This is a genomic window from Photobacterium angustum (genome assembly GCF_002954615.1).
In the GTDB taxonomy this organism is placed as follows: domain Bacteria; phylum Pseudomonadota; class Gammaproteobacteria; order Enterobacterales; family Vibrionaceae; genus Photobacterium; species Photobacterium angustum_A.
Genome location: NZ_MSCJ01000001.1, coordinates 1,579,941 through 1,594,751, shown reverse-complemented (window position 1 = coordinate 1,594,751; position 14,811 = coordinate 1,579,941). Strand labels below are relative to the sequence as shown.

Annotated in this window: 13 protein-coding genes; 7 read left to right on the top strand and 6 right to left on the bottom strand. The window is 38.3% G+C overall.

Annotation, left to right across the window (positions count from 1 at the left end; genetic code table 11):
* Nucleotides 1-17: 17 nt before the first annotated feature.
* From uhpT to BTO08_RS06940, 4 genes are all read left to right on the top strand, one after another.
* A complete protein-coding gene (gene uhpT, locus BTO08_RS06955; RefSeq protein WP_045185874.1) occupies nt 18-1,412 on the top strand; it encodes a hexose-6-phosphate:phosphate antiporter in 1,395 nt (464 codons plus the stop codon).
* 161 nt (nt 1,413-1,573) lie between these two features.
* A complete protein-coding gene (gene uhpA / locus BTO08_RS06950) occupies nt 1,574-2,182 on the top strand; it encodes a transcriptional regulator UhpA (RefSeq protein WP_105061318.1) in 609 nt (202 codons plus the stop codon).
* Nucleotides 2,182-3,753, top strand: coding sequence for a signal transduction histidine-protein kinase/phosphatase UhpB (gene uhpB, locus BTO08_RS06945; protein ID WP_105060439.1), 1,572 nt, complete (start codon nt 2,182-2,184; stop codon nt 3,751-3,753). Before uhpA ends, uhpB begins: the two co-directional genes overlap by 1 nt.
* A 30-nt stretch (nt 3,754-3,783) precedes the next feature.
* The gene (locus tag BTO08_RS06940) at nt 3,784-5,076 is read left to right on the top strand and encodes an MFS transporter (RefSeq protein ID WP_105060438.1); all 1,293 of its coding nucleotides are present in this window, start codon (nt 3,784-3,786) and stop codon (nt 5,074-5,076) included.
* Here the strand turns inward: BTO08_RS06940 and BTO08_RS06935 are convergent.
* Nucleotides 5,066-5,734 (bottom strand): DUF2982 domain-containing protein, encoded by a 669-nt coding sequence (locus BTO08_RS06935; protein WP_105060437.1) that lies wholly within the window; start codon nt 5,732-5,734, stop codon nt 5,066-5,068. The two genes, BTO08_RS06940 and BTO08_RS06935, sit on opposite strands and share 11 nt — an antisense overlap.
* A gap of 296 nt (nt 5,735-6,030) precedes the next feature.
* On the opposite strand from BTO08_RS06935, the gene BTO08_RS06930 reads away from it, so the two are divergent.
* Complete coding sequence (locus BTO08_RS06930; protein ID WP_105060436.1) at nt 6,031-6,441, top strand: MarR family transcriptional regulator; 411 nt, start codon at nt 6,031-6,033, stop codon at nt 6,439-6,441.
* 277 nt (nt 6,442-6,718) lie between these two features.
* Nucleotides 6,719-7,024 (top strand): hypothetical protein, encoded by a 306-nt coding sequence (locus BTO08_RS06925; protein WP_005367233.1) that lies wholly within the window; start codon nt 6,719-6,721, stop codon nt 7,022-7,024.
* Nucleotides 7,025-7,132: 108 nt separating this feature from the next.
* Here BTO08_RS06925 and BTO08_RS06920 read toward each other — a convergent pair whose 3' ends face one another.
* The 3 genes from BTO08_RS06920 to BTO08_RS06910 form a co-directional block, all read right to left on the bottom strand.
* Nucleotides 7,133-8,323 (bottom strand): amino acid aminotransferase, encoded by a 1,191-nt coding sequence (locus BTO08_RS06920; protein WP_105060435.1) that lies wholly within the window; start codon nt 8,321-8,323, stop codon nt 7,133-7,135.
* Between the two features lie 106 nt (nt 8,324-8,429).
* Complete coding sequence (locus tag BTO08_RS06915; RefSeq protein ID WP_105060434.1) at nt 8,430-9,185, bottom strand: enoyl-CoA hydratase/isomerase family protein; 756 nt, start codon at nt 9,183-9,185, stop codon at nt 8,430-8,432.
* Between the two features lie 102 nt (nt 9,186-9,287).
* Nucleotides 9,288-10,589 (bottom strand): GGDEF domain-containing protein, encoded by a 1,302-nt coding sequence (locus BTO08_RS06910; RefSeq protein ID WP_105060433.1) that lies wholly within the window; start codon nt 10,587-10,589, stop codon nt 9,288-9,290.
* A gap of 106 nt (nt 10,590-10,695) precedes the next feature.
* Here BTO08_RS06910 and BTO08_RS06905 point away from each other — a divergent pair, with 106 nt between their 5' ends.
* Nucleotides 10,696-12,237 (top strand): EAL domain-containing protein, encoded by a 1,542-nt coding sequence (locus BTO08_RS06905; protein WP_105060432.1) that lies wholly within the window; start codon nt 10,696-10,698, stop codon nt 12,235-12,237.
* Nucleotides 12,238-12,344: 107 nt separating this feature from the next.
* Here BTO08_RS06905 and asnS read toward each other — a convergent pair whose 3' ends face one another.
* Both asnS and queE read right to left on the bottom strand, forming a co-directional pair.
* Nucleotides 12,345-13,745 carry an asparagine--tRNA ligase gene (asnS, locus tag BTO08_RS06900; protein WP_105060431.1) on the bottom strand — a complete coding sequence of 467 codons (1,401 nt, stop codon included), beginning with the start codon at nt 13,743-13,745 and terminating at the stop codon, nt 12,345-12,347.
* Between the two features lie 275 nt (nt 13,746-14,020).
* Nucleotides 14,021-14,689 (bottom strand): 7-carboxy-7-deazaguanine synthase QueE, encoded by a 669-nt coding sequence (queE, locus tag BTO08_RS06895; RefSeq protein WP_105060430.1) that lies wholly within the window; start codon nt 14,687-14,689, stop codon nt 14,021-14,023.
* Nucleotides 14,690-14,811 lie beyond the last annotated feature (122 nt).

Here is a 14,811-nt window from a genome sequence, read left to right as displayed (position 1 = left end):
CTATCTGAGGATTTCACATGTTAAAACTGCTTACACAGGTAAGAAAACCAACGCTTGATTTACCTTTAGCTGTTCGTAAGAAAATGTGGCTTGCGCCATTCTTACGTTCATACCTCGTAGTATTTGTTAGCTACATGGTAATGTATTTCATCCGTAAGAATTTCAATATTGCGCAAAACGACCTGATCTCTGATTACGGTATGAGTATGACGCAACTAGGTACCATTGGTCTTGGTTTCTCTATTACTTATGGCATCGGTAAAACAGCATTAAATTACTGGTGTGATGGTAAGAACTCGAAAAATATTTTGCCATTGGGCTTATTATTGTCTGGTTTATGTATGCTGGGCTTTGGTTTAGTCATGGGGCCATCAATGGGCTCGTTTTACATGATGATTGGCCTGTATGCATTATCGGGTTTATTCCAAAGTGTGGGTGGTTCTAACTCGTACTCCACTATTTCAAAGTGGACCAGTAAAAAGAACCGCGGTACGTTCCTTGGTATGTGGAATATTTCGCACAACATCGGTGGTGCGGGTGCCGCAGGTGTTGCACTATTTGGTGCAAACTACTTCTTTAATGGTAATGTTGCGGGTATGTTTATCGTGCCTTCTATCATTGCAATTGTTGTTGCGCTAATTGGTTTTAGCATGGGTAACGATAGCCCAGAGTCTTATGGTTTAGGTACTGCAGAAGAGCTATTTGAAGAGCCAATTTCTGAAGAAGACAAAGCGGTTAACGAAAACCAGATGAGCAAGCTGGAAATCTTCAAAACCTATGTGCTGTACAACAAGGTTATTTGGCTTCTATGTTTTGCTAACGTATTTCTTTACGTTGTGCGTATTGGTATCGACCAATGGTCAACGGTATATGGTTACGAAATACTTGGCTTTGATAAAGAAACGGCTATTTCTGGTTTCACCATGTTCGAAACGGGCGCATTAATCGGCACATGTTTATGGGGTTTCTTCTCTGACTTAATCAATGGTCGTCGTGGCTTAGTTGCGTGTATTGCGCTTATTGGTGTGATTGCAACATTAGGTTTCTACCAACATGCGGATACAATTTTTGCTTACAGAGCATCATTATTTGCACTTGGTTTCTTAGTCTTTGGTCCACAGCTTCTTATTGGTGTTGCAGCAGTTGGCTTTGTGCCTAAACAGGGCATCGCGGTTGCCGATGGTATTAAAGGTACGTTTGCTTACCTAATCGGTGATAGCTTTGCGAAACTAGGTTTAGGTATGATTGCTGATGGTACGCCTATTTTCGGTCAAACGGGTTGGGCAGGAACATTCGTTGCGCTAGATACGGCTGCAGTTATTTGTTGTGTGATCATGGCAATTGTTGCTGTTCTTGAAGAGCGTAAGATTTACCGTGAGAAGAAAGAAAAACAGCAATTAGCAACTAACTAATTAGCATATAACGTTTTAGAAAAGCGCTTTGATTACCAAAGCGCTTTTTTTGTATCTATGCATTTAGGTATATCAATAGGGAATAAAACTAAAGTAAAGCACTTGCTCACAGTAATACTAAGGGGTAGTTTATGGGGTTTTTCTCTATAGGTATTCAGGTAATGATTAAAATTGCTTTGGTTGATGACCACGTAATCGTGCGTTCTGGCTTTGCTCAGCTATTAGCGTTAGAGCCTGATATGGAGGTTGTTGGACAATTCAGTTCTGCTGAAGATGCTCGATTAGGTTTACCTGGTTTAGATGTTACGGTATGTATTTTAGATATTTCGATGCCTAATGAAAGTGGCTTAACGTTACTTGAAGATCTTCCATCAGGTATTACAAGTATTATGCTGAGTGTCCATGACTCTGCAACGGTAGTAGAAAAAGCATTGAGCTTAGGTGCAAAAGGCTTTTTAAGTAAACGTTGTAGTCCTGAGGAATTAGTTCAAGCGGTAAGAACAGCGTCGCAAGGTGGTTGTTATTTGACCCCTGATATCGCGATTAATTTAGTTTCACCTAATTGTAATAAGCAAGCGTTAGGAAAATTGACGAAACGTGAGCATCAAATTAGTGAATTATTGGCAACAGGGCTCGATGTTAAAGCGGTCGCGGTAAAATTGGGTTTAAGCCATAAAACAGTACATGTTCATCGTGCGAATGCGATGGATAAATTGGACGTAAAAAATAACGTTGAGCTTGCTAAGTTCTTTAGCGGGGATGTTATCTAGTGCGTAGCTTTAGCCTAACATCACTTTGTGTTTGGTTATTTGTTTGCTGTAGTTGGTTCTGCTTATGGGGTATTTCATATTACTTCATTATGGATCCTATTCTCGCAACGGTGTTTTTTCCTTTTGCACTTAGGCTTGGTTTAACTCTTCATAGCTCTAAAAAGTATTGGCTTGCTATCTATAGTGCAGAATGGAGCGGGTTACTATTACTGGCATTATCTTTGCCGCAATATAGTTGGCTGGCTTTATTTATTGCCAGTATGTTATCGATACCTGTCACCTTACTTGCGCGGCGTTATTATAAAGGTGTGCAGTGGCGTTTACTTACTGTTATGGCGATTGCGATAACAACGTTAGCATTGATCAATATGCTGGTATTGAATGGGGTGCACTTCTTTGATCTTTTCAATACTCGCCGACTCGGTTTTATTTTTCTTATTAGTATGACAAGCGGCTTAATGTTGGTACCGAGCTGTTATTTGATTTGGAATTATTTGTTTCAAAAGGAGTGGATACCATTAACAGTCGATGTGGTTTCTCGTCCGGTTGAATTTCGTAGCCAGCATCTTTTTTTCTTCTGCCTATTATTCATTGCCAACATCTTATTGCAGGTGCATTTACCTGAGCAATTGAGTTTGTTTGCGCCATTTTGTTTGGCAATTCCGATTATAGTATTAGCGTTTCGTTATGGTTGGGAAGGGGCATTACTGGGCACCTTACTTAACAGTATTGCTTTAATTGCTGTTCGTAGTGAAGTGAGCTCAATTGAAACCGTTGATTTGTTGCTGTCGTTATCAGCACAAAGTATTACGGGGATTTTGTTGGGGATTGGGATCCAACATCAGCGTGATTTAAATAAAAAACTGTCGAAACAATTAAAACGCAATTATTCCTTATCACGTCAGTTGGTTACGGCAGAAGAGTCTGTAAGACAAAATATCGCTCGAGAATTACATGACGAAATTGGACAAAATATTACCGCAATACGCACTCAAGCCAGTATTTTAAAACGTGTTGAAACATCACAGGTTGGCGAATCTTGTGCCTCTTCGATAGAGCAATTATCGCTAAATATTTATGACACAACAAAAGGCTTATTGTCGCAATTACGGCCAAAGACACTGGATGATTTAGGCTTAAAAGCAGCGATCGAACAAGTGATCAGAGATTTAAACTTTGAAGCACAAGATATTGATGTCGCAATGTCTTATCCGAAAAATATTGATGATGTGATGTCAGATATGCTGCAAATCACGCTGTTTCGTGTCGCACAGGAAGCGCTAAATAACATCGCAAAATACGCAAAGGCAACGGAAGTGCTGATCACACTGTCGGTTGATGACAATATCACAATGGAAATAGAAGATAACGGCGTGGGTTTTAAAACCAGTGATACATTGAAAGGCTTTGGTTTGCGTGGGATGAAAGAGCGTATCGAAGCGTTAGGTGGTCAGTGTGTTATTACCAGCCATATTCAGCCTAAAGCTGAATTACAGATGTACTATGACCATCCGCCTTTAGCTGGGACTAACATTCGTGTTGTACTGCCACAGCTTAGCTCGCTCTCGTAGGTTTAGAACCTTTAGACGATAATAGAGATTATGAATATAGACGCTACTCAAGAAACGGCACAACGCTATCGTTATTGGCGTATTCACATTATGGTGAGTATGTATATTGGTTACGCTGCCTTCTATTTAACCCGTAAAAACTTCAGTTATGCCATGCCTGCAATCATTACTGATTTGGGGTGGGATAAAGCAGATATTGGCCTAATGGGCACATTATTTTATATCACTTACGGCTGCTCTAAATTCATTTCTGGTATTGTCAGTGATCGTTCTAATCCTCGTTATTTTATGGGGGTTGGGCTGATTGCAACCGGTATAATTAATATTCTATTTGGCTTATCTAGTTCCATTGTCGCGCTCAGCATATTATGGATATTAAATGCATGGTTTCAGGGCTGGGGATGGCCTGCCTGTTCTAAATTACTAACAACATGGTATTCACGCTCTGAGCGTGGCAGATGGTGGTCTATTTGGAATACTGCACACAATGTGGGGGGCGCAATGATCCCCATTATTGTTGGTTTCACTGTGCTCCATTTTGGCTGGCGTTACAGTTTCTATATTCCTGGCATCATTGCTGTGGTTATCGGTTTATTTCTTTGTTGGCGTTTACGCGATAAACCGACGTCAATGGGATTACCGAGTATCGGACACTGGCGCAAAGATCACTTAGAAATTGCCCATGAAAATACAGGCAAGGGCTTATCGCAAAAGCAGATCCTATTTCGTTATGTACTCAATAATAAATACATTTGGTTATTAAGCTTTAGCTATATTCTGGTCTATATCGTTCGGACAGCGATTAATGACTGGGGTAATTTATACCTTACCGAACAATACGGTTATAGCTTGATCACGGCTAATAGCGCATTGTCATTGTTTGAAATTGGCGGATTTTTCGGTTCGCTGGTGGCTGGGTGGGGATCGGATAAAATATTCTCAGGTAATCGCGGGCCGATGATCTTATTGTTTTCAATCGGTATCTTTTTATCTGTTGCCGCGCTGTGGTTAATTCCAATCTCGAGCTTTGTGTTGCAGGCGGTGTGTTTATTTACGATTGGCTTTTTTGTGTTTGGCCCTCAAATGCTTATAGGTATGGCGGCTGCTGAGTGCTCACATAAAGACTCCGTTGGCGCAGCAACCGGATTTGTGGGGCTATTTGCCTATATGGGCGCAGCGCTTGCAGGTTACCCTCTAGCGATAATTATGCAGCATTACCATTGGATGGGATTCTTTGTTGTTATTTCTGTAGCAGCTGCTGCGATAGGGTTATTGCTATTACCATTTTTAAAAGCGCAACACGGCGACGCTATTAGTGTATAGCGGCTGCTTTATAACGTCTTAGTAGGCCAATAAAATCATTAATTGGCCTATCTAACGTATCTTCAGATATGAAAAAATCAAAGCCTAAGAACTCACGATTATATTTCATACGGTGTGCTAGCATCGCTCTTAGGCCTTTAAAGACATTACCATTTGGTGATTGGTAAGGTTCATCATCAAATAACACATCTTCTATCGTGTAATTATCAACGTCGCTGTTTTTAATCGCCATGACTAATAAAATGCGTTGCTCAATAATAATGCGAGCAGCCAAACGGGGGCTTATATTTTTAATAAAATCATCATAATCGTTGAGTCTAATTCCAATCCACGGCAGAGGTTGTTGCCAGCCTTGGTGGCTTATTTCGGCTTTACCTAATTGCGATATATTATACCAAGGCGTTGACCAACCACCGTAATGACTATGATATTGGCAATGCATGAATGTAAGCGTGAACAGATATTTTGAATCACAGATGTAACGAATAACAATAACGGCACTAACCCCAATAATAATAGTGGTCAGAATAGTTGCTAGAAGTGTCATATCAGGAATAAAAAAGGTAAGGCAGCTAGCACTAATCGACGCTGTAAAACAAAAAACAAACAGCATTACATAAGGGGTAATAGGGGCTGACTTTACATGGTACGTTTCCATTGTTTTACTCCAAATCAAATCATCTATTTATCCTACGTTATGGACATGCGTAGCGATCGTATTGGCTACTCAAAATATTGCACATCAACGGCATGTTCATGATAGATGCCTACATCTTTTGTACTTATTAAGTATATATGAAGAATATAGAAGGAATTTTTTGCTTAAAATCATATTTATCGGTTGATATGTCGCCGTTTGCTGGCATTTCTCTGACATACTTGATATAAAACGCGCTTACTTTTTCCCGCTGGCATAGTGGTGACTGAAAGTAGTGCAACGGAGTAGGAAATTTAATGAGAATCTCTCACAAACGTAAAGTACAGCTAAAACTTCAAAAACAGACGCCTGTTTTTGCTGAGTTAGCGACAAAAGCAGCGCCTAAAAAAGCAGCTGAAAAAGCATCAAATGTTGAAACAGTGAAAGCTGCACCAGCAGCAAAAGCTGTAGAAGCAAAAAAAGAAGTTAAAGCGACACCTGCGAAAGCAACAACGGCAGTGTCATTAACTCCTAAGCAGCAACAAGTGTTAGATATTGTTGTTAAAAATGCTGAAGGTTTAAACCCTAAAGGCATTGGCTTAGAAGCTGGTCAGGAAGATGCGAAAGCGGCTTCTTGGGCTACAGGTGCGTTAAAAAAACTGACTGAAGAAGGGTTAGTTGAACGCATTCAATTGGCTGGCAACAAAGTTTTATACAAAGCACTTTAATCAGCCAATCCCGCTTCTTCTTAAGAAGCGGGGGTTTTTATTCTCATTTATATTCCTTCTAAATTATTTTCTTCTGCTAATATTAAGTTCTACTTTATTATTTATGCATCGTTCCGATTATTTTTAATAATAACTATTTTAATGCTATAAATATAATAATGAATTAATATCCATGATTTTATTAGATTACATTTAAACATTTATTAGTTTACGTTTTATATGGCGATTATTTGGATGTTAATTTCAAGGAGCTCGAAGCATTTGGAGTTAATGATCTATGACAATGATAAGTGCGAGAGAATTTTCAGATTGGTTGATTGATCGTTTTGCTGAAGATAATCAAGGCGTTTCTTTAACGCGGGAAGATATAAATATATTAACGGGTAGGCAAAGTTTCTCGTTAGGATTTGTTCATGATATTCACTACGAAGTGATGCGCCATGATATGGCTTTTGTAACAGATACTACACGTGAAATGTTCTATCTTGTTCCTATTGCAAAAAGACCTTGGAAGGAACAGCTAAAAAGAAATTACGAGCGCGATTTATATTGCAATGTATTACCATTAAATAAATCAGGCTGATTTTATCTTGTTTTAATTAGTCAAATTCGCAGAAAAAAGACATTTAGTTGTTATGCTCAGAAATAAAAAAGAGGACATTACGTCCTCTTTTATTGTTTATCTTTTATATTATAAGACTGCAGCAATACCTTTACATAAAGGCATCATATTATCTTTTGTCATGCCCGCAACACTAATACGGCCTGAACCAACAATATAAATAGCAAAGTCATTTTTAAGTTGTGTAACTTGGTCTTTTGATAAACCAGAGAACGAGAACATACCGTTTTGGCGTTCAATGAAGCTAAAGTCGTTAGTTACACCTAACTCTTTTAATGTCGTTACAAATAGCGTACGCATTTCTTGGATACGATCACGCATATCAGCAACTTCTTGTTCCCATTCTGCACGAAGTTCAGCGTTGTTTAGGATTGTTGTTACAATCGCAGCACCGTGAGCTGGTGGGTTAGAATAAATAACACGTGCGATAGATTTCACTTGGCTAAATGCTGTGGCTGCTTGCTCTGCAGTTTTACCAACAAGTGTAAATGCACCTACACGTTCATTGTATAAACCAAAGTTCTTAGAGAATGAACTTGCTACCAGTAATTCTGGCAGTTGATCTGCAAAGATGCGTAAACCTTGCGCATCTTCTTCTACACCGCGTGCGAAGCCTTGATAAGCAAAATCAAACATTGGTAGTAGTTTTTTCTCAATGCAGAGTTTTGCTAGTACTTGCCACTGCTCTGTTGTTGGGTCAATACCTGTTGGGTTGTGACAGCAACCATGCAGAAGAACAATATCACCTTCGCTAGCTTGGCTTAAATCAGCAACAGCAGCGTCAAAGTCAATATCACTTGTTTCAGCGTTATAGTAAGAGTATTGCTGTGTTTCAAGACCAGCAGCACCAAATACGCCGTGGTGGTTTGCCCAAGTAGGATTACTGATCCATACTTTCACATCGCCTAATTGACGCTTAATAAATTCAGCGGCAACACGTAGTGCACCAGTACCACCAGGTGCTTGAGCTGTTTGTGCGCGTTTTTCAGTGATGATTGTTGCATCGTTACCAAAAAGTAGCTCTTGTACGGCTAGGCCGTATTCTGGCGTACCTGGGATGCTTAAGTATGATTTTGTTTTTTCTTTTTCAAGCAAAATTGCTTCTGCTTTTTTTACGGTGGCAAGAACAGGTGTATTACCTGTTTCATCTTTATAAATACCAACGCCTAGATTAATCTTTGTTGCGCGTGTATCTGCTTTGAATTCTTCTGTTAAACCTAAAATTGGATCAGCAGGAGCTGCCGTAATTTTCTCAAACATATTTGGTCATCCGTGGCGTTAATAAATGGTAATGTCTATTTATACCCTTTGTCATAGAACCTTTACAAGATAATGCAACAAATTAGTCATAATTTTTATTCATGAATTAAGTATGACTTTTTTTTCCCTTAAATCGAGATAATGCACTGGTTGCTTCTGAACGTTTAATCAGCTTAAAAATAAGGTCATTCTCTTTGTAAATACAATCAATAAGCTGTTGGCGCGTACTGTCTGATAGTAGTTTTTTAGAGTGTTGTAATGCTTCTTTAGGTAAAGCGGCAAGTGTATTAGCACAGTGCGCAGCACGTTGCTCAGGTTGAACGGTTATTTGATTGATAAAACCAAGAGATAACGCTTCCTCTACTGTCATTTCCTCGCCAAGCAGTAACATTGCTTTAGCTTTTCGTTCACCGATCAATTGCGGTAATAACAAACTTGAACCAAATTCAGGGCATAATCCGAGCTTTACAAAAGGGAGAGTGAAGTGTGTATTAGGAGTGGCAAAAATGAAATCACAGTGTTGTAACAGTGTCATCCCTATCCCAATGGCTGCACCAGACACCGCGGCAATAATAGGCACAGGGCAATCAATCATTGCGAGCATAAAGCGTTCAATAATCTCTCGGTTTATTTGTGCTTGAGTGTTATCTGCCTGCGCTAATTGAATAAAGTCTTCAATATCATTACCACTGCAAAAAATATCCGAATTACCGGTAATAATAACGACGTATATATCATCATTTTTTGCTCGCTCTAACTGTTGAGCAAGATCTTGGTACATATCAAGGTTAAGTGCATTTTTCGCGGTAGGGCGGTCAATAGTGAGCGTAAGAATATGATTTGATAAAGATGAAGTGATCATGTTGCCATCCTTGAACGATAAGTGATTTATCAAGGATGGCATATAACAGTAATTATTTACTAATTTAGTATCAAAAGTAAGTTGTCATCAGCAATAACGTTATCAAATAATCGTCGATTGATTACGGCCGTTATGTTTTGATTGGTATAACGCATCATCACTGACTTTATATGCTTCAGTAAATGACAATGTGTCCGACACAGTCCCCCCAATTGAAATTGTGACATCAATCCCATGGATAGGGTACACCTGAATAATATGTCGGATTTCTTCTGCCTTCAGCTCTAATTGCTCTCTTGTCATTACTGGGAAGCTTAAAATAAACTCTTCTCCTCCCCAACGTATCGCGATATCACTTTGGCGGATACATTGGTTTACTCTTTCCGCGACAGTACGAATTACTTCGTCGCCGACTTCATGACCATAAGTGTCATTGATAGACTTAAAGTTATCAATATCAATGATTAATAAACAAAAACTCTTTTGAGAAAGTAGCTTTTTCTCATAATAATCACGTCGATAGAAATGCGTCATGAGATCGCGTTGTAACGAAAACTTTCTTCTTTTTAATCTCGAACTTAAGAGTTGAATAAAGAAGGTTAAAAGTAATGCAGGTGTAAGCGATACTTTTAAAATAGCCAATAAGTTTACACCAACATAAAAAGGATCTTGGCTAGCGCAAGGTAATAGCTTTTCTATGTAATAGCCATGCTTTGATGGGTTAGCAAAAAGCACCGTCTTGAATTCATTATTGTAACTTTTAAGAGATTCATTAAGTAAGTTACTTTTGATATCAATGACCAGTAACGCATCTAACTTACGATTATTGTAAATAGGGTAATATAAAGACCTGATCTTTTGGTTAGAACTTTCTTCTACATACCTTTCCGTCAGTTTTAAATTACAGCCATAAAAATATCGGTAGGTTTCACCGAGACCCTCACGTTTGATAATTCGCTTTATTATATCGTTGTCTTTATTATTTTTATAAAGTTCTAAATAGAGTGGTCTAGCGGGATCAAAATGGACATAGTCGGCAGGATTTTCAAAAACCGCAATAGTCCATATATTATTATCGGTAAGTTCATCTAGTTGAGAACGAAGGCGTTTTATCCCTGTTGATAATAATTTTACATCTGAAGGTTTTTTTACCCAAACGTCAACGCCATTGTAATCATGCATACCTTTTGGGATAAAGGTGGTGCCAGTATTGTTGTAATATGAACTAAAACGTCGACTAACAGAGTAAATCGAATTCATTTTTTCAAAAAATTGATCATGAAATTCGTCTAAATGATAGGCGTTATAAGCAAAATATCCACCTGATATTGCTGTGAATAACAGAGAGAAAAGTTTAAAGCTAGTGATTAAACTTTTGTTTTTACTTGTTAACTTACCAAACATTTGCAATATCAATACAAGAGATGAAGGATGGGATTTTATATCTTGAAGATATAAATTCAATCATATTTGTCATATCTTTGATGAGAATATTTTATCAACACGATATATGAAATTCATTGAATTTTTTTTATTCATTTTAAGTATAATTAAAGCACATCTGTGGTTTATTGGTAAGGTAATAGCGGTGTTTTTGAATCCTATTGTAAAAATAGCAAGACAACTGACTGTTATTCTTATTCTTATTTTCATGAGTTATGGATTCGCAAAGATTTCTGCATCTTGGCTATCTTACCTTATTGCCTATTCAACAATTGCTTCTGATATAAAAGATTATGGTAAAAAATTAGATACAGATTATTGGTTTGAAAGACAAAAAATCGAAAAATTAAAAAAAGTATCAGATTGTAGTCAGTTAGATCAAATGCAATTAAGAGAGTTAGAATATGATAGTCATGACATTCGTTATATTGGTGTAAAATTAGGATCTGATAAATTATGCACTTCGAACGGACTCATTGATTTTCCAATTATTGAAGCACAACAGCCGCCTTATATTCGCTACATATCTCCAATTAGTAAGAAAAAAGAAACAGCGGTTTTAATGAGTGTTAATCAGCAAACGTTTCTTGTTGATATTACTGTATCTGATTTTTCAAAGTTTTTTTTCTATTTTTGTAATAAGTGTTTATCTTTTCATTATGAACATGATTTAGATAATATTAGTTTTAAGCCCACAACCTGGTTCGTAATGCGTTCTGATTTAGGTCATCTCAATGGGGTTGTTGTTGTTGATAAATACTTACAAGAAAAGTTAAATCAGAGAAATATTTATTATTACTGGTTAATTTATTTCTTATTATTATGCTTAATCTCAGCTGGTATTATTTACTATTATCATTCTCGGCATGACTTAAAAAAGTTATTAGTAGTTGGCTGTAAAAAGAATGAATTTATTCCTTACTATCAACCTATTATGTCTCTTGATGATACACTTCAAGGGGTAGAAGTTCTCGTTCGATGGAAATTAAGTAATGGTAGTTTATTACTGCCAGCATATTTTATTGATGTCGCTGAGAAAATAGAAGTAATTAACCAAATCACATTAACCTTAGTGAAAAAAGTACAAAAAGACTTTTCACGATACCGTTATCAATATGAACGGAAGGTATTCTGCGCCTTTAACTTAACGGCGCAACAAATAGAGAATAAAGCATTTATTGATCAGCTTATTGATATGTTGAAATCTGAAACGAATTTTATTGCCTCGTTCGAGATTACCGAGCGCCAGCATTTTAAAAACCTAGCGATGGCAAAAGCGAATATCCGCAGTCTACAAGGGCAGGGGTATCAAATTAAATTGGATGATGCTGGAACGGGTTATGGTGGTTTTAGTTATTTTATGGACTTTAACTTAGATGGCGTGAAGATCGATAAAATGTTTATTGATGTTATTGGGGTTGACGATGTGAAAGTGGAAGTACTCAACTCTATTATTATGATGGCAAAACGATTAGGTATTGATATTGTGGCTGAGGGAGTTGAAACCCAACAGCAAGTTGATTTCTTGCGTGCCCATAAAATCGATTATATTCAAGGCTATTATTACTCAAAGCCTGTGCCGTTTAGTGAGTTAGACTTTAATGATTAACGTCGTTTAATTTCATTGTTAAGTAAATTTCTTGAAAAATAGATGATAAAAGAAAGGCTGCCAATAGGGCAGCCTTTTTGCGTTTTGAAATTCTAAACTAAATACGATTAGAAGTTTGCAGAGCGAGGAGTACGTGGGAATGGGATCACGTCACGTACGTTACCCATACCTGTTACGTAAGATACTAGACGCTCGAAACCTAGACCGAAACCTGCATGAGGAACGCTACCGTAACGACGTAAATCGCGGTACCAACCCATGTGCTCAGGATCTAGACCCATCTCAATCATACGTGCATCTAGAATGTCTAGGCGCTCTTCACGTTGAGAACCACCGATGATTTCACCGATGCCAGGTGCTAGTACGTCCATTGCTGCAACTGTTTTACCATCATCGTTCATACGCATGTAGAATGCTTTGATGTCTTTCGGGTAGTTCTTAACAATTACAGGTGCTTTGAAGTGCTCTTCTGCAAGGAAACGCTCGTGCTCAGAAGACATATCAATGCCCCACTCAACATCAAACTCAAACTTACGACCAGAATCTTGTAGGATCTTAATTGCATCAGTGTAATCAACTTGTGCAAAATCAGACGTTACAAATTGCTCTAGACGAGTAATTGCTTCTTTGTCGATGCGAGATGCAAAGAACTCAAGATCGTCACGACGCTCTTCAAGTACAGCTTTGAACACGTACTTAAGCATGTCTTCAGCAAGTTTTGCTACATCATCAAGTTCAGCGAAAGCAACTTCAGGCTCTACCATCCAGAATTCAGCTAGGTGGCGGCTTGTGTTTGAGTTTTCAGCACGGAATGTTGGGCCGAAAGTGTAAACTTTGCTTAGTGCACAAGCATATGCTTCTGCGTTTAGCTGACCAGATACCGTTAGGAATGTCTCTTTACCAAAGAAATCTTTGTCAAAGTCAACATTGCCTTCATCTGTCATAGGAACATTAGCAAGATCTAATGTTGATACACGGAACATTTCACCCGCACCTTCACAGTCAGATGCTGTGATAAGTGGTGCTGACATCCAAATGAAGCCTTGCTCGTGGTAGAAACGGTGAATAGCTTGAGATAGGCAGTTACGAACACGTGCAACCGCACCAATTACATTAGTACGTGGACGAAGGTGAGCTACTTCACGTAAGTATTCGATTGAGTGACGAGTTTTAGCCATTGGGTAAGAATCAGCATCTTCAACCCAACCAACCACTTTCACATTTGTTGCCGCAAGTTCGAAATCTTGACCTTTAGCAGGTGAAGCAACAACTGTACCGGTAACCTCAACAGAGCAACCAGTTGTTAGCTTAAGCACTTCTTCCTGGTAATTATTTAACTCATTAGGGACCACGGCCTGAATCGGGTCGAAACAAGAGCCGTCATAAATGGCAAGGAAAGAGATCCCAGCTTTGGAATCACGACGTGAGCGAACCCAACCGCGAACAGTAACTTCACTGTCTACCGCTAGTTTACCGCTTAATACGTCTGTTACAGGCGCGTAAGTCATGTTTAAATCATTCTCCGTTTAGGCACTGACTTTGGAATTAAAGTATCTCGTGCTTAAAGATATTTATGTATTAGCAATATTACCTTTCTTACGACAAGCATCAAGTATTGATATCAATCAAATGATAAATTGATGAAGGAAATAGGCAATTTGAGGTGATAGTTGGTTAATTATCGGTCATTTGCAAGAAACCACTTCGCTTTAGCGTTGTAAAACATTACTGCGAAGCGGTTTTTTTGATAAGTGTTTTATAAATCAAGCAAAGTACAGAGCAATTAAGCGATGGCTAGATATTTGTGTGTTTGGATCGATAAACGCCAGTTACGTTGAATACAAGTTTCAATACATAGCTCTGTTGCACGTGGCTTTTGACTGATAGGTTGAAGCGCAATCGTGACATCAGGTTTTAGCGTAACGCCATCAATGAGCGCATCAAGTTGTTCAATGTCTTTGCTAGTGCCGACAGGGTGCTTGATCTCGTTAGCGCGCGCGAGGGAAGAAGCTAAAACGGGCAGCTTTGCTTTCATGTTGATTTTTGGTGATACCGTTACCCAAGTATTATCACTAGTTTGGATATCAGACGTACCACTGGTTTCTATTTGACAGTTAAAGCCTGCATCTTCTAGTGCATGAGTTAAAGGTCGAAGATCGTAAATACAAGGTTCACCGCCTGTAATAACAACATGTTTAGCCGTATATTTCTGATCTTGTAATAATTGCACTACACCATTAGCGTCAAGATTAGTCCAAAGTGGTGAATCCCCAGTTTTAGCCATGATCTGGTCTAAGCTAACTAAATCTTGTGGCTCTGCCGTCCAAGTTTGTTTGGTGTCACACCATGAGCAGCCAACAGGGCAGACTTGTAATCGAACAAAAATTGCAGGTACGCCAGTAAATACACCTTCACCCTGAATTGTTTCGAATACTTCGTTAATTTTGTACACGTTGAACCTCTTATTCTCACGACTATCACCATTCTATTTTCAATGAAACATGGTCATTATTAGAAAAGTTACTGCGTGAAATAAATCCGCTAATTAAAAAAAATAGTAGGCAAAAAAGCCTT